Source organism: Plantactinospora sp. WMMB782 (assembly GCF_049179135.1).
Classification (GTDB): Bacteria; Actinomycetota; Actinomycetes; order Mycobacteriales; family Micromonosporaceae; genus Plantactinospora.
Window position 1 is genome coordinate 5,149,411 of the sequence record NZ_JBMHMC010000007.1, and the last position, 21,664, is coordinate 5,171,074.

Consider the following 21,664-nt stretch of genomic DNA (forward strand, 5'->3'; position numbering starts at 1 on the left):
GAACGTCCGCCCGATGCGGGTACTGACCTACAACCTCTGGGGCGTTCGCGGCGACTGGCCCTCGCGACGTACGGTCATCGCGGCCGAACTGCGGAGACTCGAACCCGATGTCGCGGTCTTCCAGGAGACCGTGGTTCAGGAAGAATACGACCAGGTCGTCGATCTGCTGGGGCACGGATACGAAATCGTGCACCAGATCGGTCGCACGGCAGACGGGGTGGGAGCCTCGATCGCCAGTCGTTGGCCGATGACAAACCTGCGCCAGCGGCTCCTGCACGTCACCACCCGGGTCGACGCGGCAGAGCCGTGGATCGGCAGCGTCGCCCTGGTCGACGTCCAGGTGCCGGAGCCCTACGGCCGCACGTTGCTGGTGCACTTCAAGCCGTCGTGGCAGTTCCACCTGACGTACGAGCGAGAGCTCCAGGCTCGAATCGTCGCTCAACTGGTGGAGGATGCCGTGGCTCTTGAAGCACCGGCGCACGTGGTGCTGGCCGGCGACCTCGACAGCGGGCCGGAGTCGTCGATGATCCGTTTCTGGTCCGGACGGCAGTCCCTGGACGGACTCAGCGTCGCCTACCGGGATGCCTGGGAGGACGTCCACGGGATCGAGAACGGCCAGACCTTCACCGCGGAGAACCCGCTCCGGGCAAGTGGCCAGATCCGATTCGAGATCGGCCGACGTATCGACTATGTCTTCGTCCGAGCCGATCAGTGGGGGCCGACGCTCGGCGTGACCGGGTGCGCCGTGGTGTTGGACCAGCCCGTGGGAGGCGTCTGGGCCAGCGACCACTTCGGTGTGCTGGCGGACCTGGAACCGCCCGGCTGACCGTCGCCGGAGAGGCGACTGTCGTGCCCCCGGGACCGGCGGTCAGGTGTCCGGAGATCCTGGCCTCCGGCCCCTACAGTGGAACACGTGCCGATGGCGTCGGGGGCGTGGTTCGACCGTCGAGGGCCTGAACGAGGTCCCGGTGGGTGAGGCGTGCGAGTCGGTCGACTGGAACCCGCTCGGCTCGGCCGGGGCACACTCCCAGCTGGCCGGCGTGGTCGCCGGTCTCGTCTTCGCCGGCATAGTAATGCTGATAGACAGGGGGACGCCGAGACGGCCGTCGGCCGAAGCGCTGACCATGTTCATCGCCGGCCTGGTCACGTTCGCCCTGGACAGTTTCTTCTTCGGTGTCATCGCCGGTGAACGGACCTGCCCCCGGGTCTGGACCCAGACGACGGTGGCGGCCGGGATGCTCGGGGTCGGCTCGCTCACCCTGTTCACCGGCCTGGCGTGGCTGATCGCCGGGCGCAGCGAGTTCGAGTCCCCGCTCCGGCTCATTCGGGTGGTCGCGTACGGCCTGTCCCTGGTGACAGTCGGACAGTTGACGGTTACCGCGCACGACTACCTGCGGGATGTCCGACCCGAGGGCACCTACCCCTGGCTCGACTGGCTGGTCCGGGCATGGTCGGTACTGGTCGCGGTCGTCGTCATCGGGCACGCGTTCGCTCCCCGACCTGGCTACGGGGCGCATCGCGCGGTGCGCCACGCGGCCTACCTCGGGATCTCCTACGTCCTCAGCTGTGCCCTCATCTTCGGTCTGTTGACCGCTGTCGACCGGAGCTACTGGCTGGACGGTGTCCCGCCAGGCGTGTTCATCGCCGCCGCCCTCCTGTCGGTCATGCTTCCCGGCCTGGTGGTCGTGGTCCAGCTGATGGCGTTTCCGCCGGCGACGGTGCCGGTGGGGTCGCCGGTCGACCCGGTGCTGCCCGCTCCCCGTGCGCCGGCACCCCCGCGGGCCACTCCGACGGCCGTGGAGACCGCGAACGGCTCCGAGCCGCCGCCTGAGCCCGGCCGACCTGAGGACGACACCAAATGATCTAACCCGGGCAAGGTGGCGCCGTGCGAGGCTTTGGGACGGCTACCCGGCAGGCAGGGGCAACTCCGGATGCGTGCCCCGACGGACGTCCGGCTCAGTCCAGCTCTCCGAGGATCTTCGCTATCTCCCCGGGCATGGACAGGAACGGCGCGTGTGAGGAGTCCAGCATCACGACGGAGGTGGGGTTTTCCGGGAAGGCCGCGTCGGCTTCCGCGACGAACCGGCGTTGGAGGGCCGGGCGGATCGCCATGTCCCGCGTGCAGACGACGTACGTGCGGGGAACGGAGCCCCAGCCGTCGCGCGTCAGCCGGGTGGTGCCGCGCATCATGCCTACCGGGGCGTCCGGGCTCAGCAGTCCCAGGGCGGCGTCGGCGACGACCGGGGCGATGTCGCCGTAGAACGCTTCGCGAAGCTGCTGGCGATAGACGGGGTCGTTCGAGGCGAGGTCGAGCCGCAGCGCTCCGGTCACGGCGGGATCGCCCCGCAGGGCGGACAGGACCAGCGCGTCCGCGTTCTCCGGCAGCGCGAAGTACCGGTCGGCGGCCTCGCCAGAGGCGGGCATGACCGCGGCCAGGTACACCGCGTGTGCCACCAGCTCGGGAACCTGCTGCGCCGCCCGGGTCAGGACGACACCGCCCATGCTGTGCGCCAGCACGGTGACCCGGCTGCCCCGGCCGAGCCGTTCGATCTGGCGGACCAGCAGCTCGGTCGCCCGGTCGAGGTCCACGTCCATTACCGGAGATACCTCGGTGGCCAGTCGATCCGGGTCGAACGGACGCATGGTCAGGCACTCGGGCCGTCGGGCGCGCATCCCGTGCCCGACCATGTCGACCGCCAGGGTCTGACGGTCGTACGGCACGAGGTGGGCGATGACCTCGTTCCAGCACCAGGCGGCGTGCCAGGAGCCGTGCAGGAGCAGAATCGGCGTCGAGCCGGGGGACATGGCCACTCCTCTGACGTGGGGCTGCGGTTGTCGAAACCGTTCGCGGCGGACGGGGCGGCGTACGCCGGGGTGTGGAAGCGTGGTGTCGAGCCGGTCGCGGACGACGACCGAGCGGGCGTGAACCAGGCCGTCGGCGGCCCGGAGAGGTTACGGAGGCTACGTCGGATGCTGGCCCGGGGCGGTGACTCAGTGCCTGCCGATGCGGTGTAACCATTCGCCGAGCAACCGGCGTTCACCTTCGGTAAGGACGGTAGCCTCGTCGAGGTGCGCCTGTAGCGAGACTGCGGCGTTGAGCAGACCGGTGGGGGCGACCTCGGCAACTGTGTCGGTGGTGATGGCGGCCAGGATCGACTCGCGGGCGATCGCGGAAAGCGCCAGGTCGCGTTTCTCCGGTGGGGTGGCGATGAGCGTGAGCGTCACGCCCTTGCCGGTGGAGTGGACGAGCTGGGCGGCGCGTTCCTCGGTGACGCGCAGCCGGCCGGCCTGGGCGATGCGGTTGACCCGATGGGCGAGGACGGCGGCGGCCTGCCCCGCGGCCGGGGGTTCGTGGCCGGGACGCACGTCGCCGAAGATGAGGGCGTAGAACGCCGGCTGCGCGAGGCCGAACTCGACGTGGAGGTCCCATCCGGCGCGGAGATCCTCGACAGGATCGTCGCTCTCCGTGATCGCGGTCTTCTGGGCCAGGTAGGTCACGAGACCGTGGCTGCCGACGGCGTCGAGCAGACCCCGCATGTCGCCGAACAGCCGGTAGATGGCCGGTGCCTGCACCCGGGCCGCCGCGCAGACGGCGCGGGTGGAGACGGCGTCACGTCCGCCCTCGGAGAGTAACCTCGCCGTGGCCTCGATGATGCGTTCACGGGGGGCCTTGGCCGGCATGGCCGTAATGTACATCGGCCGTCGCCTCCTTCTGCCGACGAGCCGCAGAGTTCGCCGGGATCGTGGTCGTGCCACACGGGCGGAGATGGGTTCGTACCGACCGACACCGCTGGTCCGTTGGGCCGGGCATCCGCGCTCAGCCAGGCCGCACCTCGACGCGCAGGATGCGGTCGTCACCCGGGCGCGCGTCGGTTCCGCCCCAGGTGGCGCGGTCGGTATTGGAGGTGACCAGCCAGAGTGCCCCGTCGGGGGCCACCTCGACGGTACGGATGCGTCCGTAGTCGCCTTCGAAGTGTGCGACCGCGTCTCCGGTCAGGGCGTTGCCGGCGACCGGTAGTTGCCAGAGACGTTGACCGCCGAGCGCGCCGATCCAGAGTGATCCGGCGGCGTAGGCGACGCCCGAAGGCGAGGCGTCGTCGGGGTGCACGGTGAAGATCGGCGGCACTCCGGTACTGCCCTCCACACCCTCGGTTTCCGGCCAGCCGTAATCCTGCCCCGGTCGGAGTACGTTCACCTCGTCCCAGGTGCGGTGGCCCAGTTCGGATCCGTATGCCGTGCCGTCGGACCCGAAGGCGATCCCCTGGACGTTGCGGTGCCCGGAAGAGTAGATCGGGGAGTCGGGCGAGGGGTTGTCCCGCGGTATGGAGCCGTCCGGGCGGATCCGCAGGATCTTGCCGTTGAGTGTGGAGTCGTCGGCGGCGTTCGCCGGCTCGAACGCGTCGCCGGTGCCGATCCACAGATTGCCGTCCGGGCCGATGACGACGCGTCCGCCGTGGTGGCGGTCAGCGGTTTGGACGCCGTCGAGCAGTATTCGGTCCCGCCGCAGCGACCGGAAGTCGTCGGCGATCCTCAGGGCGACGATGGCGTTCTCCCGGGCACCGGAAACCGAGGCGTAGACCGTTCGGTCGGCGGCGAAGCCGTGGGAGGCGGCGATACCGAGCAGGCCGCCCTCGGAGCTGGCGACCACCCCGGGTACCGCGCCGACTGTCTGTGGCGTGCCGCCACCAGCCGGGACTCGGACGATGTCACCGCTGATCCGCTGCGACACCAGCGCGGATCCATCGGGGAGGAAGGTCAGTCCCCACGGGGTGTCGAGGCCGCCCGCGATCTCGGCGGGTTCGCCGAGCGTCGCGACCGGGCCGCCACCGCGCGCGGCGCCCGGCTGCCCGTCGCCGGTGTTGGTCGTCGGCTGGTGATCCGGTGAGCAGGCCGTCAGGGCGAGCGCTGCGATCAGGCTAGGGCCCGTCGCGGCACGTCGAAGCGGTCGATGGGACATTGCTTTGCCTCCTTCGTGAGGTCTTGTCATCCGACGCAGTGCGGCGGATCGCCGCTGCGGTGCCGGCAGGTGCGGGCTGCGGCCGCCTGACGGCGCTGGCCGCGACCAGCGTGGGCAGCCCGCTCACGTTCGTCAGGCGGCGCCGCCGTTGACGAAGATGGTCTGCCCGTTGATCCATCGGCCGTGGCCGGCGAGCAGGGACACCACTTCGGCGATGTCGTCCGGGCGGCCGAGCCGTTCCATCGGGTTCTGCTTCGCGATGCTCTGGATGAGGTCGTCGCTCTTGCCCTCGAGAAACAGGGCGGTCGCAGTGGGCCCAGGAGCGACGGCGTTGACGGTGATGTTCCGGCCGCGCAGTTCCTTGGCCAGAATGGGGCTGAGGGCACCCACGGCTGCCTTACTTGCCGCGTACGCGGCGTAGCTGGGCAGGTTGAGCCGGGTGAGCGAGGTAGCGAAATTGATGATCGCGCCGCCCGGACACAGCCGCCGGATGGCCTCGCGGGCGACGACGAAGGTGCCACGGAGGTTGGTGCGCTGCATCCGGTCGAACTCGTCGAGGTCAAGGTGGGCGACCGGCCGGAGGATCATGACGCCCGCCGCGTTCACGACGACGTCCACGCGGCCGAACGACCGCTCCGCGGTGTCGAACAGTGCCCTTACCCCGTTCTCGTCGGCCACGTCCACCTGGGCTGTCACGGCGCGACCGCCGGTGGTCCTGATCGCCGCCGCCGTGGCCTCCGCCTCCGTCTCGTTGCGGGCGTAACAGACGACCACGTCCTGGCCGTCCGCGGCGAGCCTCAGCGCGACGGCGCGGCCGATACCGCAGGATCCTCCGGTGACGACGGCTACCCGGCTCCGGTTGTCGGTGAGCATGTTGGCCTCCTCCGGTTGTGACACGTCAGGTGCCGGTGCCCTCGGTGATGGCGCCCGGGATGACGATGACCGTCCCGATGCCGAACGCGTTGGCCTGGTAGGCGGTCGTGACGGCGAGGGCGTCCATGGTGGCCTTGCCCACCACACGGTTGCCCCGGTGTGCGCCGACGGCATTGTTGATCAGCGCGTCGAGACGGCCGTGTCGTTCTTCGACGCTGCGTACGGCCGCGTCGGCGGAGTCCTGTGCGGTCACGTCCAATCCGACGACGTGTAGGTCGGCGCCGGACTCCAGGGCGTTTGCCCGCAACTCGGCCGCGTGTGCGGCATTGCCACCGTCGACGTCCCGCACGCTCGGGTAGCCGGTGTGACCGGCGTGGGCCAGGGCGCGAGCGACCAGGCCGCCGATTCCGGTGGCGGCTCCGGTGACGAGGACGACAGACATCGAAACAATGCTCCTCATGTCCTGGTAGGGATGATACCACTATATTTGGTATCGCCGATATATGCAAGACGCTACCAAGATCGTGTTATCGACGCTACCGAGCAGCTCGCAGTCAGGGACGTGGCGCGGCCGCGGTCCGGGGCGCTCGGTGCTCGTGGTGCGGCGACGGCGCGGATCAACCGCCAGCGCGACCACGGCGGGCACCATGGTGAACGCGAGGAAATCGTCGTCCAGCCCATCGGGGTCGCGGACGAGATCGAGGCCGAGCAGGAACGGGAGTGACCCTCGCCAGGTGGCTGCAGACGCAGCGGGCCCGGACCGATGAGCTGCTCGCCAGCGGCTCCGAGTCGCTGTCCGAGCCCGACCGACCTGAGGACGACACCAAATGATCTAGCTGTCAGATGGCGCCGGTGCAAGGTCGCAGGAGGGCTGCGCGGCAGGGGAGCGGGCATCTGCCGGGGGCGTGCGCATGCTCGTCCGTCCGGCGCTCGTACCCGCCCGTCGGGTACCACCCCCACAGTGGTACCACTTCCAGCGGTACCACTTCCTCAGCCGTCGACCGCCACGGCCACCCATCGAAGGCTATTGCAGGTCCTGGGTGTGGGCCAGTAGCCGAAACATGTGACCGCCCCAGGCCCGCCGCCGGGCTCGCCAGCGGTCATGCTGGGTCCGGTGAGCGTGTGGACGCTCACGGCCAGGTCCGTCGTGCGGGGTACGGATCGCGGCCGCGACCGTAGGAGCGACGTGCGATGAAGCTGTCCGAAGTGATTCACGAGAGCATTGTCGACGCTCCGGCTGCGGGCGGCGACATCACCGCCGAGGCGGTGCGTCGGGGCTGGCTACTGCCGTTCGCGCCCGGGCAGTACATCTACGGCCCTGAGTGGACGGAGCTGCTGCGCGGTCTGCAACGGATATTGCTCGCGCGGGCCGCGGCGCTCGGCTTCCGCGAGTACCTCTTCCCGCGGCTGATCCCGGCCCGTGCGATCGACGACTTCAGGCTGAGCCAGTACAAGCCGGATCTGGTGTGGCGGGCACAGGACGAAAAGGTGCTCGACCCGGTCCAGTGCCTCTCGCTCTACCACGTGCTGCGCGGTCGCCGTCTGCCGGCGGAGCGCCTCCCACTGATGGCGGTGGAGACGCTCGGTGGCTGGACGTGGCGACGCGAGGACGATGCCGACCTGGACGGTGCGTTCCGGGCTCGGGAGTTCATGAGGATCGAGCATGTCTGGATCGCGGCGCCGGAGCAGGCAGTAAGGATCCGCAACGCGGTACGCGACTCGGTGGTGTGCCTGATGGGCGAGCTCGGGCTGTCGGTACAGACCGTCGTCGGGGAGCCGTGCATGCCGATCGAGGAGATCGACCGCCGCAGGGAGGCGGCTGCCACGGGCGACGAGGTGCCGGTGGTCGATCTCGAACTGCGGGTGCGGTCCGAACGTACGCCAGGCGTCGTCACCGCGCAGGACTTCGACGAGATCGGTGGCTGCACCGTCGAGGGCGACCACCACCTCGCCAGTTTCGACATCGGCAGGGAGGACGGGGGCCCGTTGTGGAGTGGGTGCTGCGGGGTCGGGCTCAACCGGTTGGTGATCGGTTTCCTCTTCCAGCACGGGTTCGACCGCGCCCGCTGGCCCGACCAGGTGACCCGGAACGAGCCGGTACCGACCGATCGAATGCCGCTCGGTCGGGTGCCGGTTGACGGGGTCCCCGCCGGTGACGGCTGACAGCGGCACCGGGAGCACCGCGGGGAGCGGCACCGGGAGCACCGCGGGGAGCGGCACCGGGAGCACCGCGGGGCGGTGGGACCCGTCGGCGCGGGCTCTGCGGATCGTGCTCGGGGGACGTTTCGGCGAGGAGCCCCGCAGGCTGTCCTTCCAACGCCTGGACCGTTTCGCCGAGTCCGGCGGCCGCCTGGTGGACACCGCGCACTGCTACGCCGACGGTCGTTCCGAGCGGGTGATCGGCGAGTGGATGCGGGCAAATCCTGCGGTTCTCGCGGTCGCCGACAAGATTGGACATCCGGCGAACGGGGCCGTCGACCTGAGCGCGGCGCGCCTCCGGCGCGAGCTGACCGAGTCGTGCGAGCGCCTCGGCGTCGCCTGCGTCGAGGCTGTGCTGCTCCACCGGGACGAACCCGAACGTGCCGTGCCCGAGGTGGCCGAGTCCCTCGCCGGTCTCGTCCGGGACGGTCACACCCACCGGATCGGCGTCTCGAACTGGCCCGCCAGCCGTCTGGAACAGCTCGTCGACGAGCTCGCCGGGTACGGCCACCGGCCGCTGGTCAGCTATCAGCGGAGTCTCGCGGCGCCGACCACACCGCTGTGGCCGGGTGCGCTACACACCGACGACGCGGTGCAGGCGGTGGCCGCGCGGCACGAGTTGACGTTGCTGGCGTGGGCCGCCCACGCCAGAGGGTTCTTCACCGGCGCGACGGAGCCGCCGACCCCCGGCGGCGGCGACCCGTTCGACAGCGCGCCGAACCGGGCGCGCCGTGGCCGTTGCCGTGAACTCGCACGCCGGTGCGGCGAACGCCCGGAGACCGTTGCCCTCGCCTGGCTGCTCCACCAGCCTGCCACCTGGGCGGTCATCGGCCCGCGCTCGGTCACCGAGCTGGATACGTCGCTGCGTGCGGCAAGGCTGCCTCTCGACGCCGGGACGCTGCGGTGGCTAGCCGAACCGGCGAGTGACGGGGCAGCCGTACCGGCCGGACGAGCCGCCGTCGAGAACACAGGGTGATCATGTCGCTCAACGTGTTGCATGTCCTGGTTCCGGAACCGCCCGGCGAGGTCGGCGGGGCGGACATGCACGTGCTGGATCTCGCTCGGTACCAGCTGCGCGCCGGCCTCAGGCCGGTCGTGGTGGAGCGAGGGTCGGCCGAGTTCGCGAACCGCCTGCGAGACGTCGGCGTTCCGGTCGTCTCGGCGTCAGGGATGCGGTGGCACGCCGCCCTCCGGGTACTGGCCGCGGAGATGGCGGCCCGCCGGCCGGACATCGTCCATGCCCACGGATACGACGCCGACTACTGGGCGGCGGTCGTTCGGCTGGCACGCGCCGACCTGTTCCGGGAGCGGGCGCTCGCCTTCACCCAGCACGGCATAGTCGAGGACACCCGCTGGCACCGAGCCAAGACCCTGCTCGACGCCGGCTGCACCCGACTGGCGGACGGGGTCATCGTCTGCGCCGACGGGCTGGCGGGGCGGGTTCGGGGCTGGCGCCCCGCCGGTCCGGTCAGGTACATCCCCAACGGGGTCAGCGAGCCGGAGCTGGTCGGGCGGCAGGAGGCCCGTCACCGGTTGGGGGTGCCGCCGGAAGCGTTGCTGATCGCGTACGTCGGACGTCTCTCCCCGGAGAAGCGGCCGGACCGGGTGCTGACGCTGGTCGCCGACGCGCGGGCGGCCGGCCTGCCGGTCCACGCGCTCGTCGCCGGTGCGGGTGGGCTCGGTCCGCACCTGCACCGGCAGGCCGAGACGCTCGGTATCACCGATGCGGTGACCTTCGCCGGCCTGGTGCGCGACGTCGGCGTCGTCTACGCCGCGACGGATGCGCTGGTGCTGCTCTCCGACACGGAAACGACGTCCCGGGTGGTGATCGAGGCGATGCACAGCGGTGTTCCCGTGCTGGCTTCGGCCGTCGGCGGCGTGCCGGAGCTGCTTGCCGGCGGTGCGGTCGGGACCCTCGTGGCGCCCGGCGATCGTGCCGGGGCGCACGCGGGTCTGCGCCAGCTGCTGGACGCGCGAGCTCAGTTCATCGGGCCGGCCCGGCGGCGAGCTCGGGAACGGTACGCCGTGGAGGTCATGGGGCAGCGCGTGACGGAGTTCTACCAGGAGATCCGTTCGGTGAGGCGGGCGGGGGCCAGGTAGCCGTGCCCTCACCGCCCCGCCGGGGCTGGCGAGAGATGGTCTCCGAGCCGCAGCGCGAGCGCGATCATCGTCAGGGTCGGTGGCGCGTAACCCGATCTCGGAAACACCGCGCCGCCGGTGATGTAGAGGTTGGTCACGCCGTGCACCCGGCAGTCGCCGTCGACGACACCGTCGGCGGGGGAGTCGGCCATCCGGGCCGTACCGAGGTGATGGGGGCCGCCCAAGGTGTCCAGCGGCCACCGGTCGCGGGGCAGCCGGCGCCGCACGTTCGTCGCGCCGAGTTCCCGCAGCAGTCGCCCGGCCGCCTCGATACCGAACATCGCGGTGCGGTGGTCGGTCCTGGTGAGCCTCCAGTTCAGGATTGGTAGCGGCACGCCGTACCGGTCGACGTCCGAGCTCAGCGTGATGCGGCTGTCGCGGTTGGGCACCTGCTCGGTCGAGGAGATGACGGCCAGCTCCCGCGGTCCCGGGGCGGCGTACCTGGCCGACACCCGCCGCCCGTTCCGTAGCCGTGGCAGTGGATGTTTCGCATGATCACCGGCCATCTCGATGAACAGCTGTATCCGGCCGACTCCCGCCGCCCGCGATGCGGCAGCGGACAGCACGAGAGCACCGGCGGTCGCCATCCGCTCGCCGTCGACGGTGACCCCGCCCACCCGTTCGAGGAAGAACTCGATGTCGAGCGCCGCCGGGTCGCCGTGCAGCCGCACGGCGTCGATATGGGGGTGCTCCATGAAGCACCGCCCGACCAGGTCGTTGCCGTTGCCGATGCCGGTCGGCCACGCCGCGCTCGAGCTGGACAGCAGCAGCCGGGCCGTTTCGATCCCGCCGACAGCCAGCACCACCGCACGCCCCGTCACCACCAGTTCGTGGTCGGCCGTCCGCACGAGCAGGTGGTCCACGGCGTCTCCGCGGTCGGTGGTGACCACTCGGGTGACGGTCGCCCCCAGCAGCAGGTCCACGCGCTCGTCCGCGCACGGGTCCCAGCCACGGTACCCAGGCCGGCGAGGGCCGAGTACCGGGAAGCTGCGCAGCTCGAACGGGCAGTCGCGGACACACACCTCACCCGCGCGGAGCCAGTCACGTGCGGGCACCACGTCCGGGATGCCACAGAAGGCGCGCGCGTCACGGTAGTAGGGATCGAGGTCCTTACGGGTCAGGCACCAGCCGGTGGCGATCCGGTCGTCGACGAGTTCCGGCCGTGGCTCGAAATCGATCTCGTCGAGCTCTTCACACCAGCCGCCCCACAGCCCGGTGCTGCCGCCGAGGCCGCGCGGCCGGCACTCGGCGAGGTCGAAGTACGGGATGTGGCCGTCGATCGTCCCGGTGCCGAGATCATGGTCGGGCGCCGGGATCGGCCCGCCGCTGTCGAGCACCGCGACACGCCGGCCGGTGTCGGCGAGCCTGGACGCCAGAGCGAGACCCACTGGGCCGGCTCCCACGATGACGACGTCGGCTTCGATCCGGTTCTGTCGCTCCCTCGCCACCGTCATCGCGCGTCACCTCGTCTCGCCGGGGGGTGGAGGCCCGGTCGCCGGAGGGGGCCGGCAGATTGTCGAAGCCGAGGTGAAAGGGTGTCGCCGGCTCCGCGTGACCATATTCTCCGCAGTGCCCGTTTCCGGTGTCACGTCCCCGGAAGCCGTGACGGCGGTGCCGCGACCCGGCGCGGGGTTGCGGACCCGGCGGCGACCGCCGGGTCCCGCACACCATGCGGTCCACCTGTGCCGATGGTCGCCAACAGACGCCCTCACGGCACGGGCCCCGTGTCCGGCAGCGCCGTCCGCGACGGGCGACGAGGCGCCGCTACCTGTCGGTGAGCCGCTCGAACACCCACAACGTCGTTCTGGTTCCGAGCAACCGCAGCTCGCGCCTGTCGTGCGGGCGGAGCCGCGCCGGTATCGCATGACCGGGGATGTCCGGGGCGAGGAGTACGACCCGGCCGCCCGGCCGGGTCACCCGGGCCATCTCCGCGAGAGCGGCGGTGAGCCACGCCGACATCGATCCCTCGACGTCGAACTGCCGGCCGAACGGGAGGTTCGAGACCACCGCGGCAACGGCCGCGTCCGGCAGGTCGAGATGCCGGACATCGTGCTGGCGGACATCGGCCGTGGGGGCGTTGCTCCTCGCGATCTCCACGGCGGCCGGGTCGATGTCGCCCCCCATGACCTGGCGCCAGCCCGTCGCGCCGGCCTCGCTGAGAATCGTCCCGGAACCGCAGCACGGATCGAGCAGGACACCGTCCGGTTGCCCGGCCAGGAGCACCATCTGCGCGGCGACGGTGGGTCGCAGCGCGCCGGAGCGCTCGACCTCGCGGCCGGCGTGCTGGCGCAGCGAGGCGTCGGAGAGCCGGAGTCCGGCCACCAGCCGGCCCGGCTGGTACTCGCTGACCCACACCTCGAGCTGCGACGGGTCGGCGAAACGCCACTTCGGCCGGCCGGCGGCGACCGCCTCGGTGATCGCCCGGCGAAGGTCGGTCCGCAGGAACGACTTCTCCTGCAGGACCCGGGAGATCACGCGGAAGGTCATCGATCCCGCAAGGGGACGGACCTCCGCGGACCACACCGACAGCGCCTTCTCGACGCGCTCCGGACGCCAGAGCCGCTCGGCGATCCAGCGCGGTCGGTCGCCACCGGCCCGGACAGCCTGCCCGACCTCGACGAACAGGTCCTCCACGGTCCGTAGCGACCAGAGCGCGTCGCGATGACCGCGCTCGACGTCGAACAGCACGAGATCGGAGCGTCCGTCGAAGCCGAGCTGGGTGACGGTGATCCCGGGCAGCCGCCTCAGGTCCCGCGCGACGAGGGCGGCCAGACCGGGCACTACGGCCGCGAACATCCGGGTCACTCCTGGCCGGGGCTGCTCCTGCGGGTCCGGGCCGGATCGGCGTGCCCGCTGCCGGGCGCCGCCCTGGGTCTTCGGTGCCGCACCCCGCCGGTCCCGCTTGCCGCCACCCCTTCGTGCCCGAGCGACGGAGTCCGGTGAATCGGTGCCCACCTCCGGAGTATAGGTGCTCGGAAGCCGCCACCACCGGGCAGGGGCCGGATGCGGCCGGTGGGCTGTGGCCAATTCCGGCTACTGGTCAGCGGCTCCCCGAACGGCAAAGACTCTCAGCATTGCCGTGGTCGGAGGGCCACCACAGAAGGAGAGGTGCCGGCGGACGTGACGCTCTCGACAGCGCTGGCCGTTCCCTACCCGATGCTCGGCGCGCCCCAGGGAGAAGCCGAGACGGCGGCGGTCGCCGCCGTGCTCACCAGCGGCAACCGGCTCGCCGGTGGACCGGTCCGGGACCGGTTCGAGGAGCAACTCCGGGATTACCTCGACGCCGGGTGCGTCGCGACGACACCGAACTGCACGTACGCGCTCTGGCTGGCCACCCAGACGCTGGACCTGCGGCCGGGCGACGAGGTCGTGGCGTCGTCGCTGACCTACCAGGCGACCGTAGCGCCGTTGCTGGGCATCGGCGTCCGGGTCCGGTTCGCCGACATCGACCCGGGCACCCTCAACCTGGACCCGGATTCCGTCGCCGCGCAGATCGGCCCCGCGACCAGGGCGGTGTTCGTCACCCACTACGGCGGCAACCCGGCCGGGGTGGCGGCGATCGCCGAGATCGCGCAACGGCACGGGATCCCCGTCGTCGAGGACGCCGCACACGCCCTCGGCGCGCACAGCGCTGGCCGCATGGCGGGCACCTGGGGCCTCGGGTGCTTCAGCTTCGGCTCGTCGAAGAACCTCACCACCCTTGGTCAGGGGGGTGCGATCTGCGTGCGGGACCCGTCGCCGACCCTGCTCGTCGCCATCGAGCAGCTCCGTTCCCTGGAACCGTACTGCGACTTTCGTGACCTTGATCATGGCGGTGCCGCCGGGACGCCCCTCGACAGCCATCTCGCGCCGACGGACGGGATCCTGCGGCACGAGAAGAACGCATACACCGCCGAGTGCGTCAACCTCCGGGGGAGCGGCTTCAACGGGTCGCTCGGCGAACCCGCGTGCGCGGCCGGTGGCGTGCAGCTCTCGCGGGTCGAGGAGTTCAACGGCCGGCGTCGGGAGATCGCTGAACGGCTCGACGCCGCCGTCGGTAGCCTCGGCTGGGCCTCGACCCAGCGCGTTCCGGCCGATTCGGTCTCCAGCCATCACCTCTACGCGCTGCTCCTCGACGACCGTGACGTCGAGCGCGACGAGTTCGTCCGGGCCCTTGCCGCCCTCGGGATCGAGATGCAGCTGCGGTACTTTCCCGCGCACCTGCTGCCGGAGTGGCGGCTCGGGGGCAGCGGCCTCGGCGACTGTCCGGTGACCGAGGACGTCTGGTTCCACCGCCTGGTCAACTTGCCGATATATCCGATGCTCAGCGACCGGCAGGTCGAGTACATGATCGAGGCGCTGCCCCGGGCGTACCGGATCGCGCGGGGCAGGGAGTCAGTGCGAACCGCCGCCGCCGAACTCGCCCGCTTGTTCGGGATGCCGGCCGAGCTGCTCCCGGCGCTGCGGTAGGAGTCGTCGAGATGGCTGTCGGAGCTGACGGTGACTGAGGTTGATGTCGTGCCGGAGCGGCACATCCGGGTGTTGTACCTGACGCACCACGCACCATGGCCGACGACGAGCGGTGGGCGCCGGCGCGACGCGGAACTGGTCCAGCGGCTGGGGGACCGGACCGAGCTGGACGTCTGGGCGGTCTCCCGGACCCCGGTGCTGGACCGGCGGAGCGCGTCGGACGTGCCGGGCCGGCGGATCCTGGTGTTCGCCGACGAGGCGGCGAGGCGCAGTTACCCGACGCGGGACTCGGCGGCGGCTCGCGAACGGCTGCGCGCGGCCACGTCCGCGTGCCCCTTCGACGTGGTCCACGTCGAAGGCCACTACCTGGTCCACCTGGTTCCCGCGGCGTGGCGGGACAGGACAGTGGTTGCCGAGCACAACGTGGAGTCCCATCTGCTCACCCAGCGGGCCGCGCTCGGCCATCCGCAGGCCGCGGCCCTGCTGGCGGACCTGCCCACCCTTCGACGCCAGGAGGAGTCGGTGTGGCGGCAGGTCCGGACCGTTATCGCGTTGTCCGCCGAGGACCGCGACCGGATCCGGCAGCGGGTACCGACGGCGGCCGTCCACCTGCTGCCGAACGGCGCCGATCACGTGCCGCTGGACCAGCCACAGCGGCTGGACACGGCGCCGCCGCGGGACACGGTGCCGTCGGTCGACGGGCGGCGCGTACCGCGGATCGGCTTTCTCGCCAACTTCGGGTACGGGCCGAATCTCGACGCCGTGCACTGGCTGGTCGCCGACGTGTTCCCGCGGGTGCTCTCGCAGTTGCCGGAGGCTGAACTGCTGTTGGCCGGCGCGGGTATGGAGGGACTCTTCGCCGGAGGCGTGCCGGAGCGGACCGTGCCGCTCGGATGGGTCGACGATGTCACCACCTTCTGGCCGCGGGTCGACGTCGTCGTGTGCCCGCTGCGGATCGGCGGCGGTGTGAAGGTGAAGATGGTCGAGGCGGTCCGGGCCGGCTGCGCGATCGTCTCCACCTCCGTCGGGGTGGAGGGACTGCCGGGCGCCGTCCGGGACGCGGTCGTCGTCGCCGATCGCGCGGACGAGTTCGCGGCCGCGGTGACCGCGCTCTGTCGCGACCGCGCCCTGCGTGACCGGGTACGGCTGCGCACAGCGGCTGCCCGCGGCGCACTGCCGACGTGGGACGAGGCTGCCAACGGAGTGCTCGCGCTGTGGACCTCCGTGGCCGCCGATGCGGCGGTGACGACGTCGTGACATCGCCGCCGGAGACGTCGTCCGCGCGGGACGCGACGATCCTGGTGGTGTCGCCACACCTCGACGACGCGGTGCTCTCGGCCGGCGCCACCATCGCGGCAAGCGTCGACGCGGGGACTCGGGTGGTCGTCTGTACGGTGTTCGCGGCTCAGCCGGCCGGCACGCTGTCACCGGTCGCCGAGGAGTTCCACCGCAGTTGTGGCCTTCCTCCGGACGCGGCGGCGGTCCGGCGCGGCGAGGACGCGCGGGCGGTGCGGACTCTCGGCGCGCAGTACCGGCATCTCGACTTTGCCGATGCGGTGTACCGCCGCGTCGGTGACCGGTGGCTGTGCCGTCACGGGCAGGCGATGTTCGACGCCGATCCGCGCGCCGAGCGGGACCTCGGCGAGCGGCTCGTCGGCGACCTGACGAGGCTGACCGCGGCCCTGGCGCCATGCCAGGTGTGGACCTGCGCCGGGTACGGCGGCCACGTCGATCACCTGATCACGAGGGCGGCCGCGGTGCGGGTGGCGGCCGGTCTGACGACAGCCGGTGCCCCGGTGGCCCTGCTGCTCTGGGAGGACCTGCCGTACGGGATCTGGGAGCCGGTGGCGGCGGTGGCCGACCGGTCACCCGCGCTGCCACCCGTCGGAGTTCACCACCTGGCACGCAAGTTCGCCGCCATCGCGTGCTACCGCTCCCAGCTGGGGATGCTGTGGCCCGACGGCGGCTGGCGGCGCGACCTGCTGCGACATGCCCGGCGCCGGTGGCCCGGTGCCGAGCTGCTGTGGACCGCCGACGGCGGCGCTGACGAGCATCCGGCGGTCCCCGATCCGCCGCCGGTGGCGGGCCTCCGTCGGCCCGTACCCGATCAGACACAGCGGAGGTGGCTCAATGCCCGGTAGCGGTGGAACGCCCGGTGACCTTCTGGTCGCCGGTCTCAACCATGGCGCGCACGACTCCTCGGCGGTCCTGCTCCGCAACGGGACGATCGTCGCTGCGGTGGAGCAGGAGCGGTTCTCCCGGCGCAAGCGCGCGATCGACCAGCCACCTGTCGAGGCGCTGGCGTGGTGCCTGGAGTCGGCCGGTGTCGAGCTGGGCGACCTGCACGCGATCGGGCTCGGAAGCGACCTGGACCTTCTCGGGGAGTGGCTGGGAATGGAACCGGCCCGGCGGCGGGTGGATCTGCCGCTGGACGACCCCGACCGGCTGCTGCCGACGTCGGTGTTCGGCGCGGCGCCACGCCCGCCCCTGGTACCGGTGCGGCACCACCTCGCGCATGCCGCCAGCGCCTACTGGCCCAGCGGCTTCGAGGAGGCGGCGATCCTCGTGGTGGACAACCGCGGCGAGGACCGCGCTACGACCCTCGCATACGGCACACCGGAGGGCATAACGGTGCTCGACTCGTACCCGATCGAGCACTCGCTCGGCCTCTACTACCGGATCGCCACCCAGTACGCGGGTCTGTACAGCAAGGACGGGAACGCCGGCAAGCTGATGGGCCTTGCCTCGTACGGCAGTCCGGTGCACGACGTGGCGCTGCGGCACACTCCGGACGGGCCGCGGTGGACCGGTGTTCCCCCGGCCACCACGAGCGGCCGCGACCTGCCTCCGGAACGCACGGAGCAGCTGTTGCGGTACTTCACCCAGCAGTGCTTTCCACACTTCGCCGGGCTGCGCGAAGAGACCATGGCCTACGCTGACTTCGCCGCGTCGGTGCAACGGGCGGTGGAGGAGACCCTGCTGGGTCTGGCGGCCGACCTGCACGAGCGGACCGGATCGGCGAACCTGGTCGTCGCCGGTGGCGTCGGACTCAACTGCACCGCCAACGGCAGGCTGGCCGCGGACACGCCGTTCGAGCGGGTGTACGTGCAGCCGATGGCGCACGACGCGGGTGTGGCGCTCGGCGCCGCCCTCGAGGTGAGCTTCCGCAGCGATCCGCGACGGTTCCGGCCGGAGCCGATGCGCCACGCGTACTGGGGTCCGGCCTACGACGACGACGAGATCGCGAAGGTGCTCGCGGAGTTCGGGCTGGCCTCGCAGCGGCTGTCTCCCGCGGGATTGACCGGCCGGGTGGCCGCGGCGATCGCCGGCGGCGCGATCGTCGGCTGGCACCAGGGGCGGGCCGAGGTGGGGCCACGGGCACTCGGCGCGCGGAGCCTGCTGGGGGACCCGCGCACCCGGGCGACGCTCGTGCGGCTGAACCATCTCAAACGGCGGGAGATGTGGCGGCCGCTGGCGCCGAGCGTGCTGGCCGACCAGTTCGACAGCTACTTCGTCGGCACCCCCAACCCGTTCATGATCATGGCGGCCCAGGTGCGCCCCGAGGTCCGGTCCCGGATCCCGGCCGTCGTCCACGTCGACGGCTCGGCCCGCCCGCAGGCCGTCGAGCGCGCCGACAACCCGCTGTTCGCCCAGCTGCTCGCGGCGTTCGCGGTCGAGGCCGGGGTGCCGCTGGTCGTCAACACCTCCCTGAACACCGCCGGCATGCCGCTGGCCAATCACCCGCGCGAGTCGGTGTCGCTGCTGCTCGACACCGACCTGGACCTGCTGGCCATCGGGGGACACCTCGTGACCCGCCGGTGATTCCCCCGATACCATCTGTCGGCGGGCCGGCAGCGGTGGCGGCCGGTCAGCACGCCCGCCGGGCCAGGTACCCGAGCACGTCGGGGTGGCCGGGAAGGTCGTCGTGCGGGTCGGCCATCCCCGCCGCGTCGACGACGACCGCCTCGAACCCCGGGCCCGCCGTATCCCGCCAGCGGTCGACCGAGGCCAGCAGGGACCGCAGACCCAGCCCCGCGGTGTTCAGTCCGACGGTGTTGTACACGTACCCGAGCGGGCCGGGATACGGCGTCGGCAGGTGCCGCCAGGCCGTGAGCGTCAGGTGCAGGAACGCCTCCCGACCGGCCAGCAGTTCCTCCCGCAACTGGGGGGCGACCAGGCCGGCGCTGTCGAGCCCGGCGAACACTGCGGTCCGCAGCGCCGGTCGCAGTTCGGCCAGCACGGCAGTGGCGGTGAGGTCGCGGTGCTGCCACCGCTCGTCCAGGGCGGCCGCGGCGGCGGCGACGGCCGGATGGGCGTGCAGCGTCCGGTCGATCACCGATGCGAGGGACGGCAGTCGGCGGGCGAAGAGGCCGGGGTGCACGGTGTCGACCAGCCCGAGGAAGCGCACCTGGCGACCGTTGCGGTTCAGCCACTGGGCGGCCTCGAGCGCCATGATGCCGTGGGAACAGTGTCCCAGCAGGTACAGCGGGCCGTCGGGCTGGCAGCGGGCGAGAGCGGGTCCCAGTATCTCCCCGGCCCGCGTCGCCGTGTCGACCAGCCGGGTGGCGGTCTCGATGCCGATCGGCGGTACCGCGTACACCGGTCGTGACAGGCCGGCGGCGACGGTGGCGGCGGTCGGCGGGTTGGTGAAGAAGAACAGCGGCGCACGCCCCTGCGCGTGCGAGATCGGCACGATGCTCACCGCGCTCTCGTCGACGCTGACCGCGCTCTCGTCGACGTCGACAGCTCTTTCGTCGACGACGGCCGAGCACCGTCGCGGGTCGCCGGCAGTCGACGGTTGGGGATCTGGTGGGTTCATCAGGACCTCTCGCTCGCTGAGGGTCGCCGGGGTGGCGCGGGAAGGGACACGGCGTGGTGCGAGTTGACGTGCTCACCGGGTACCGGGAACTGGCGTCGACGGCGCCGGAGTGGCTGTCGCTGTGCCGCTCGGCCGCCGCGGCGTCGCCGTACAACCACCCGGGATGGGTACTGAGCTGGTGGCGCCAGCGGCACCGGACCGGCCTGCGGTGGCGGGCAGTCACCGCCAGGGACGCACGGCACCGCCTGACCGGCATCCTGCCGCTGGTGCGCTTCCCCGACGGGACGGTCCGCTTCGCCGGGTACGACCTGCACGACGAGGCGGCCGGACTGGCCGTCGACGGTGGACTTCCGGCGTTGTGGGGCGCCGCGACGGATCTGCTGGGCAGCCGCGGCGACTGCACCGGACTCGACCTCCCGACCCTCGCGTCGGCGGATCTCGCCGCGCTGCGCGGTGTCGTCGCTCCCCGACGGTTGCGGGTAACGGGGCTCGATCCCGGTGCCCGGCTCGATCTCACCGGAGGTTGGGACCGGATCTTCGCGACACTTCCCAGCAGCCGCCGCAAGCGGATCCGGGCCGAGCGGCGCGCGTTGGAACGTGACCACGGAAGCGTCGGGTTCGACCTCGTCACCCACCCCGGTGACGTGGTGACGGCGGCCGAGGAACTCTGGCGGCTGCGCGAGGCGTCGTGGCGGGCCCGCGGCCGGTACGGAGAGCTGGCCGAACATGTCAGGGGTGATCAGCTGTTGACCTTTCTCCGGGAACTGGCCCGCGAACCGCTGCTCGCGGGCGTGCTACGGGTCGCCCGGCTGCGGGCCGGAGCGGTCGTCGCCGCCGCCGCGCTGCAACTGCTGGTGGGGCGGCGCCTCTGGTATCCGTTGTGCGCCTTCGCGCCGCCGCTCGCGCGGTACGGCCCGGGGCGCCTGTTGCTGGCCGAGTGCGCCCGGGAGGCGGCCGAGCGCGGCTGTAGCGCGTTCGAGCTGGGGCGCGGCGTCGAGCGGTACAAGTTCACGGTCGGCGCGGTCAGGTACGAGCTGCCGGACGTGACGGTCGGGCGGGCGGACTGAACTCGTCGACCAGACGCAGCACCTGCGACCACGAGCTGGCCCGCGGACCGGGGAGATGCCGGTTGTAGCGGGTGTCGACCGTGATGACGGACCGTCCGGCCGCTCGGAGCGCAGTCACGAAGTGAGGAGCGTCCTCGACGAACACATCCGCTGCGATCGCGGTCTTGTCGGTGACGAACACGACGTCGTCGGCCGGGACCTGGTGCCGGTCGAGCCAGACGGCGGTGTCGGCCACGGCCTGCCGGATCACCTGCGCGGTCCAGAGCCGGCCGGTCACGATCCGGATGCGGTGGCCCCGCGCGCTCAACGCTCGCAGCGCCCCGATGCTGTCCGGAAGGGCGGCCATGGTCCGGTAGCCCGGCTGCCGCACGAACGCCGTGTAGTGCAGCCGGTCGAACAACTCCTTGCTCCCCACCCCCCAGTCGCGCAGGTCCCAATCGGCGGGCTGACGATGGCGTACCCGTCCGCCCTGCGCCCGGATTAGGTCGGCGATCATGCCAAGACGGTCGGCGCAGACATCGTCGAGGTCGACCGCTACCACGAGCGGCCTTCTCACGGTCATCGGTGGAGGACAGGCCGGGACGCCGGCCGGATCGCGGCATTGGCACCGTTGATCAGGGCGGACGGCCAGGCCGCCGTCGACACGGTCATAGCTTGGAGTCAAGCAGGGGCGCCGGCCGCAAGGCGCGTCGCGTAAACATGTGACGACGCAACTGCCGTGTCCGCCCCGTCACCGACGGTCCTCCTGGAAAGGCCGGCGGTGGGCTCCGCCGCGAATGCATCCCACAGATCGTGGTCACCAGGGGAACGGCGCCGGGGCGAGGCGTCGGGGTCGGCGAGTGGTGTGGCGCCGCTCCGACCAGCGGTGTTGCGCGGGCGTCGGGCCCAGCTTTGTGATCATGTGTCCCCAAAAGTGGGTACTCGTCTCCGGGGTTCATATGCTAGATTAATTGATCATTACCCTTTTGTTGGACGTTTCGGGGGTGGATCCAAGTCAATTTAGGTGTGCTCGCATTGATGGCTGGAGACCTATCTTCCTAAAGGTGCTCGGAAAATTCGTTCTCATCTTGACTCGCGGAAGTAGTTGAACACTGGTCACGGCGCCATTCGGGGGTGGCATGTTGATACGAGTCGATGTCATTGCTGGTTCACCGATATTCT

Annotated in this window: 20 protein-coding genes; 11 read left to right on the plus strand and 9 right to left on the minus strand. The window is 71.3% G+C overall.

All coding sequences use genetic code 11. The annotated features are described in order from the left end of the window. The first annotated feature begins 13 nt into the window (after positions 1-13). Both ACN28A_RS25340 and ACN28A_RS25345 read left to right on the plus strand, forming a co-directional pair. The gene (locus tag ACN28A_RS25340) at positions 14-826 is read left to right on the plus strand and encodes an endonuclease/exonuclease/phosphatase family protein (protein WP_421398782.1); all 813 of its coding nucleotides are present in this window, start codon (positions 14-16) and stop codon (positions 824-826) included. Positions 827-968: 142 nt separating this feature from the next. After that, complete coding sequence (locus ACN28A_RS25345; protein WP_421398784.1) at positions 969-1,862, plus strand: hypothetical protein; 894 nt, start codon at positions 969-971, stop codon at positions 1,860-1,862. A gap of 94 nt (positions 1,863-1,956) precedes the next feature. On the opposite strand, the gene ACN28A_RS25350 is transcribed toward ACN28A_RS25345, so the two are convergent. The 5 genes from ACN28A_RS25350 to ACN28A_RS25370 all read right to left on the minus strand — a co-directional run bounded on the left by ACN28A_RS25350 (position 1,957) and on the right by ACN28A_RS25370 (position 6,272). Further along, positions 1,957-2,805: an alpha/beta fold hydrolase gene (locus ACN28A_RS25350; RefSeq protein ID WP_421398787.1), complete on the minus strand. Its 849-nt coding sequence runs from the start codon at positions 2,803-2,805 to the stop codon at positions 1,957-1,959. A gap of 186 nt (positions 2,806-2,991) precedes the next feature. After that, positions 2,992-3,681 (minus strand): TetR/AcrR family transcriptional regulator, encoded by a 690-nt coding sequence (locus tag ACN28A_RS25355; protein WP_421398789.1) that lies wholly within the window; start codon positions 3,679-3,681, stop codon positions 2,992-2,994. 136 nt (positions 3,682-3,817) lie between these two features. After that, a complete protein-coding gene (locus ACN28A_RS25360) occupies positions 3,818-4,957 on the minus strand; it encodes a PQQ-dependent sugar dehydrogenase (RefSeq protein ID WP_421398791.1) in 1,140 nt (379 codons plus the stop codon). A gap of 132 nt (positions 4,958-5,089) precedes the next feature. Next, positions 5,090-5,830, minus strand: coding sequence for an SDR family oxidoreductase (locus ACN28A_RS25365; RefSeq protein WP_421398793.1), 741 nt, complete (start codon positions 5,828-5,830; stop codon positions 5,090-5,092). Positions 5,831-5,855: 25 nt separating this feature from the next. Beyond that, positions 5,856-6,272, minus strand: a complete 417-nt coding sequence (locus tag ACN28A_RS25370) for an SDR family NAD(P)-dependent oxidoreductase (RefSeq protein WP_421398795.1) — start codon at positions 6,270-6,272, stop codon at positions 5,856-5,858. A gap of 120 nt (positions 6,273-6,392) precedes the next feature. Between ACN28A_RS25370 and ACN28A_RS25375 the strand changes: the two genes are divergently transcribed. From ACN28A_RS25375 to ACN28A_RS25390, 4 genes are all read left to right on the plus strand, one after another. Next, positions 6,393-6,554: a hypothetical protein gene (locus tag ACN28A_RS25375; RefSeq protein WP_421398797.1), complete on the plus strand. Its 162-nt coding sequence runs from the start codon at positions 6,393-6,395 to the stop codon at positions 6,552-6,554. A gap of 467 nt (positions 6,555-7,021) precedes the next feature. Continuing rightward, the gene (locus ACN28A_RS25380) at positions 7,022-7,993 is read left to right on the plus strand and encodes a hypothetical protein (RefSeq protein ID WP_421398799.1); all 972 of its coding nucleotides are present in this window, start codon (positions 7,022-7,024) and stop codon (positions 7,991-7,993) included. A gap of 106 nt (positions 7,994-8,099) precedes the next feature. Next, entirely contained in the window at positions 8,100-9,005 is a 906-nt protein-coding gene (locus ACN28A_RS25385; protein ID WP_421398801.1) for an aldo/keto reductase, read from the plus strand. A 2-nt stretch (positions 9,006-9,007) separates the two neighbouring features. Continuing rightward, complete coding sequence (locus ACN28A_RS25390) at positions 9,008-10,129, plus strand: glycosyltransferase (RefSeq protein WP_421398802.1); 1,122 nt, start codon at positions 9,008-9,010, stop codon at positions 10,127-10,129. Between the two features lie 8 nt (positions 10,130-10,137). On the opposite strand, the gene ACN28A_RS25395 is transcribed toward ACN28A_RS25390, so the two are convergent. Together ACN28A_RS25395 and ACN28A_RS25400 are read right to left on the minus strand one after the other, a co-directional pair. Then, on the minus strand, positions 10,138-11,622 hold the full coding sequence (locus ACN28A_RS25395; protein ID WP_421398805.1) for a GMC oxidoreductase: 1,485 nt from the start codon (positions 11,620-11,622) through the stop codon (positions 10,138-10,140). Between the two features lie 310 nt (positions 11,623-11,932). Continuing rightward, positions 11,933-13,123 (minus strand): TRM11 family SAM-dependent methyltransferase, encoded by a 1,191-nt coding sequence (locus ACN28A_RS25400; protein WP_421398807.1) that lies wholly within the window; start codon positions 13,121-13,123, stop codon positions 11,933-11,935. A gap of 165 nt (positions 13,124-13,288) precedes the next feature. On the opposite strand from ACN28A_RS25400, the gene ACN28A_RS25405 reads away from it, so the two are divergent. From ACN28A_RS25405 to ACN28A_RS25420, 4 genes are read left to right on the plus strand one after another with little or no spacing between them, the layout of a single operon-like run. After that, the gene (locus ACN28A_RS25405; protein WP_421398809.1) at positions 13,289-14,617 is read left to right on the plus strand and encodes a DegT/DnrJ/EryC1/StrS family aminotransferase; all 1,329 of its coding nucleotides are present in this window, start codon (positions 13,289-13,291) and stop codon (positions 14,615-14,617) included. A gap of 30 nt (positions 14,618-14,647) precedes the next feature. Beyond that, entirely contained in the window at positions 14,648-15,874 is a 1,227-nt protein-coding gene (locus ACN28A_RS25410) for a glycosyltransferase family 4 protein (protein ID WP_421398811.1), read from the plus strand. After that, positions 15,871-16,758 carry a PIG-L deacetylase family protein gene (locus ACN28A_RS25415; RefSeq protein ID WP_421398814.1) on the plus strand — a complete coding sequence of 296 codons (888 nt, stop codon included), beginning with the start codon at positions 15,871-15,873 and terminating at the stop codon, positions 16,756-16,758. The genes ACN28A_RS25410 and ACN28A_RS25415 overlap by 4 nt, the downstream gene beginning before the upstream one ends. Further along, the gene (locus tag ACN28A_RS25420; RefSeq protein WP_421398816.1) at positions 16,748-18,439 is read left to right on the plus strand and encodes a carbamoyltransferase; all 1,692 of its coding nucleotides are present in this window, start codon (positions 16,748-16,750) and stop codon (positions 18,437-18,439) included. Before ACN28A_RS25415 ends, ACN28A_RS25420 begins: the two co-directional genes overlap by 11 nt. Before the next feature lie 46 nt (positions 18,440-18,485). On the opposite strand, the gene ACN28A_RS25425 is transcribed toward ACN28A_RS25420, so the two are convergent. Further along, complete coding sequence (locus tag ACN28A_RS25425; protein WP_421398818.1) at positions 18,486-19,436, minus strand: thioesterase domain-containing protein; 951 nt, start codon at positions 19,434-19,436, stop codon at positions 18,486-18,488. A gap of 53 nt (positions 19,437-19,489) precedes the next feature. Here ACN28A_RS25425 and ACN28A_RS25430 point away from each other — a divergent pair, with 53 nt between their 5' ends. Next, on the plus strand, positions 19,490-20,503 hold the full coding sequence (locus ACN28A_RS25430) for a GNAT family N-acetyltransferase (RefSeq protein WP_421398821.1): 1,014 nt from the start codon (positions 19,490-19,492) through the stop codon (positions 20,501-20,503). Here ACN28A_RS25430 and ACN28A_RS25435 read toward each other — a convergent pair. Continuing rightward, positions 20,460-21,065, minus strand: a complete 606-nt coding sequence (locus tag ACN28A_RS25435; protein WP_421398823.1) for a 5' nucleotidase, NT5C type — start codon at positions 21,063-21,065, stop codon at positions 20,460-20,462. The two genes, ACN28A_RS25430 and ACN28A_RS25435, sit on opposite strands and share 44 nt — an antisense overlap. Between the last annotated feature and the right edge of the window lie 599 nt (positions 21,066-21,664).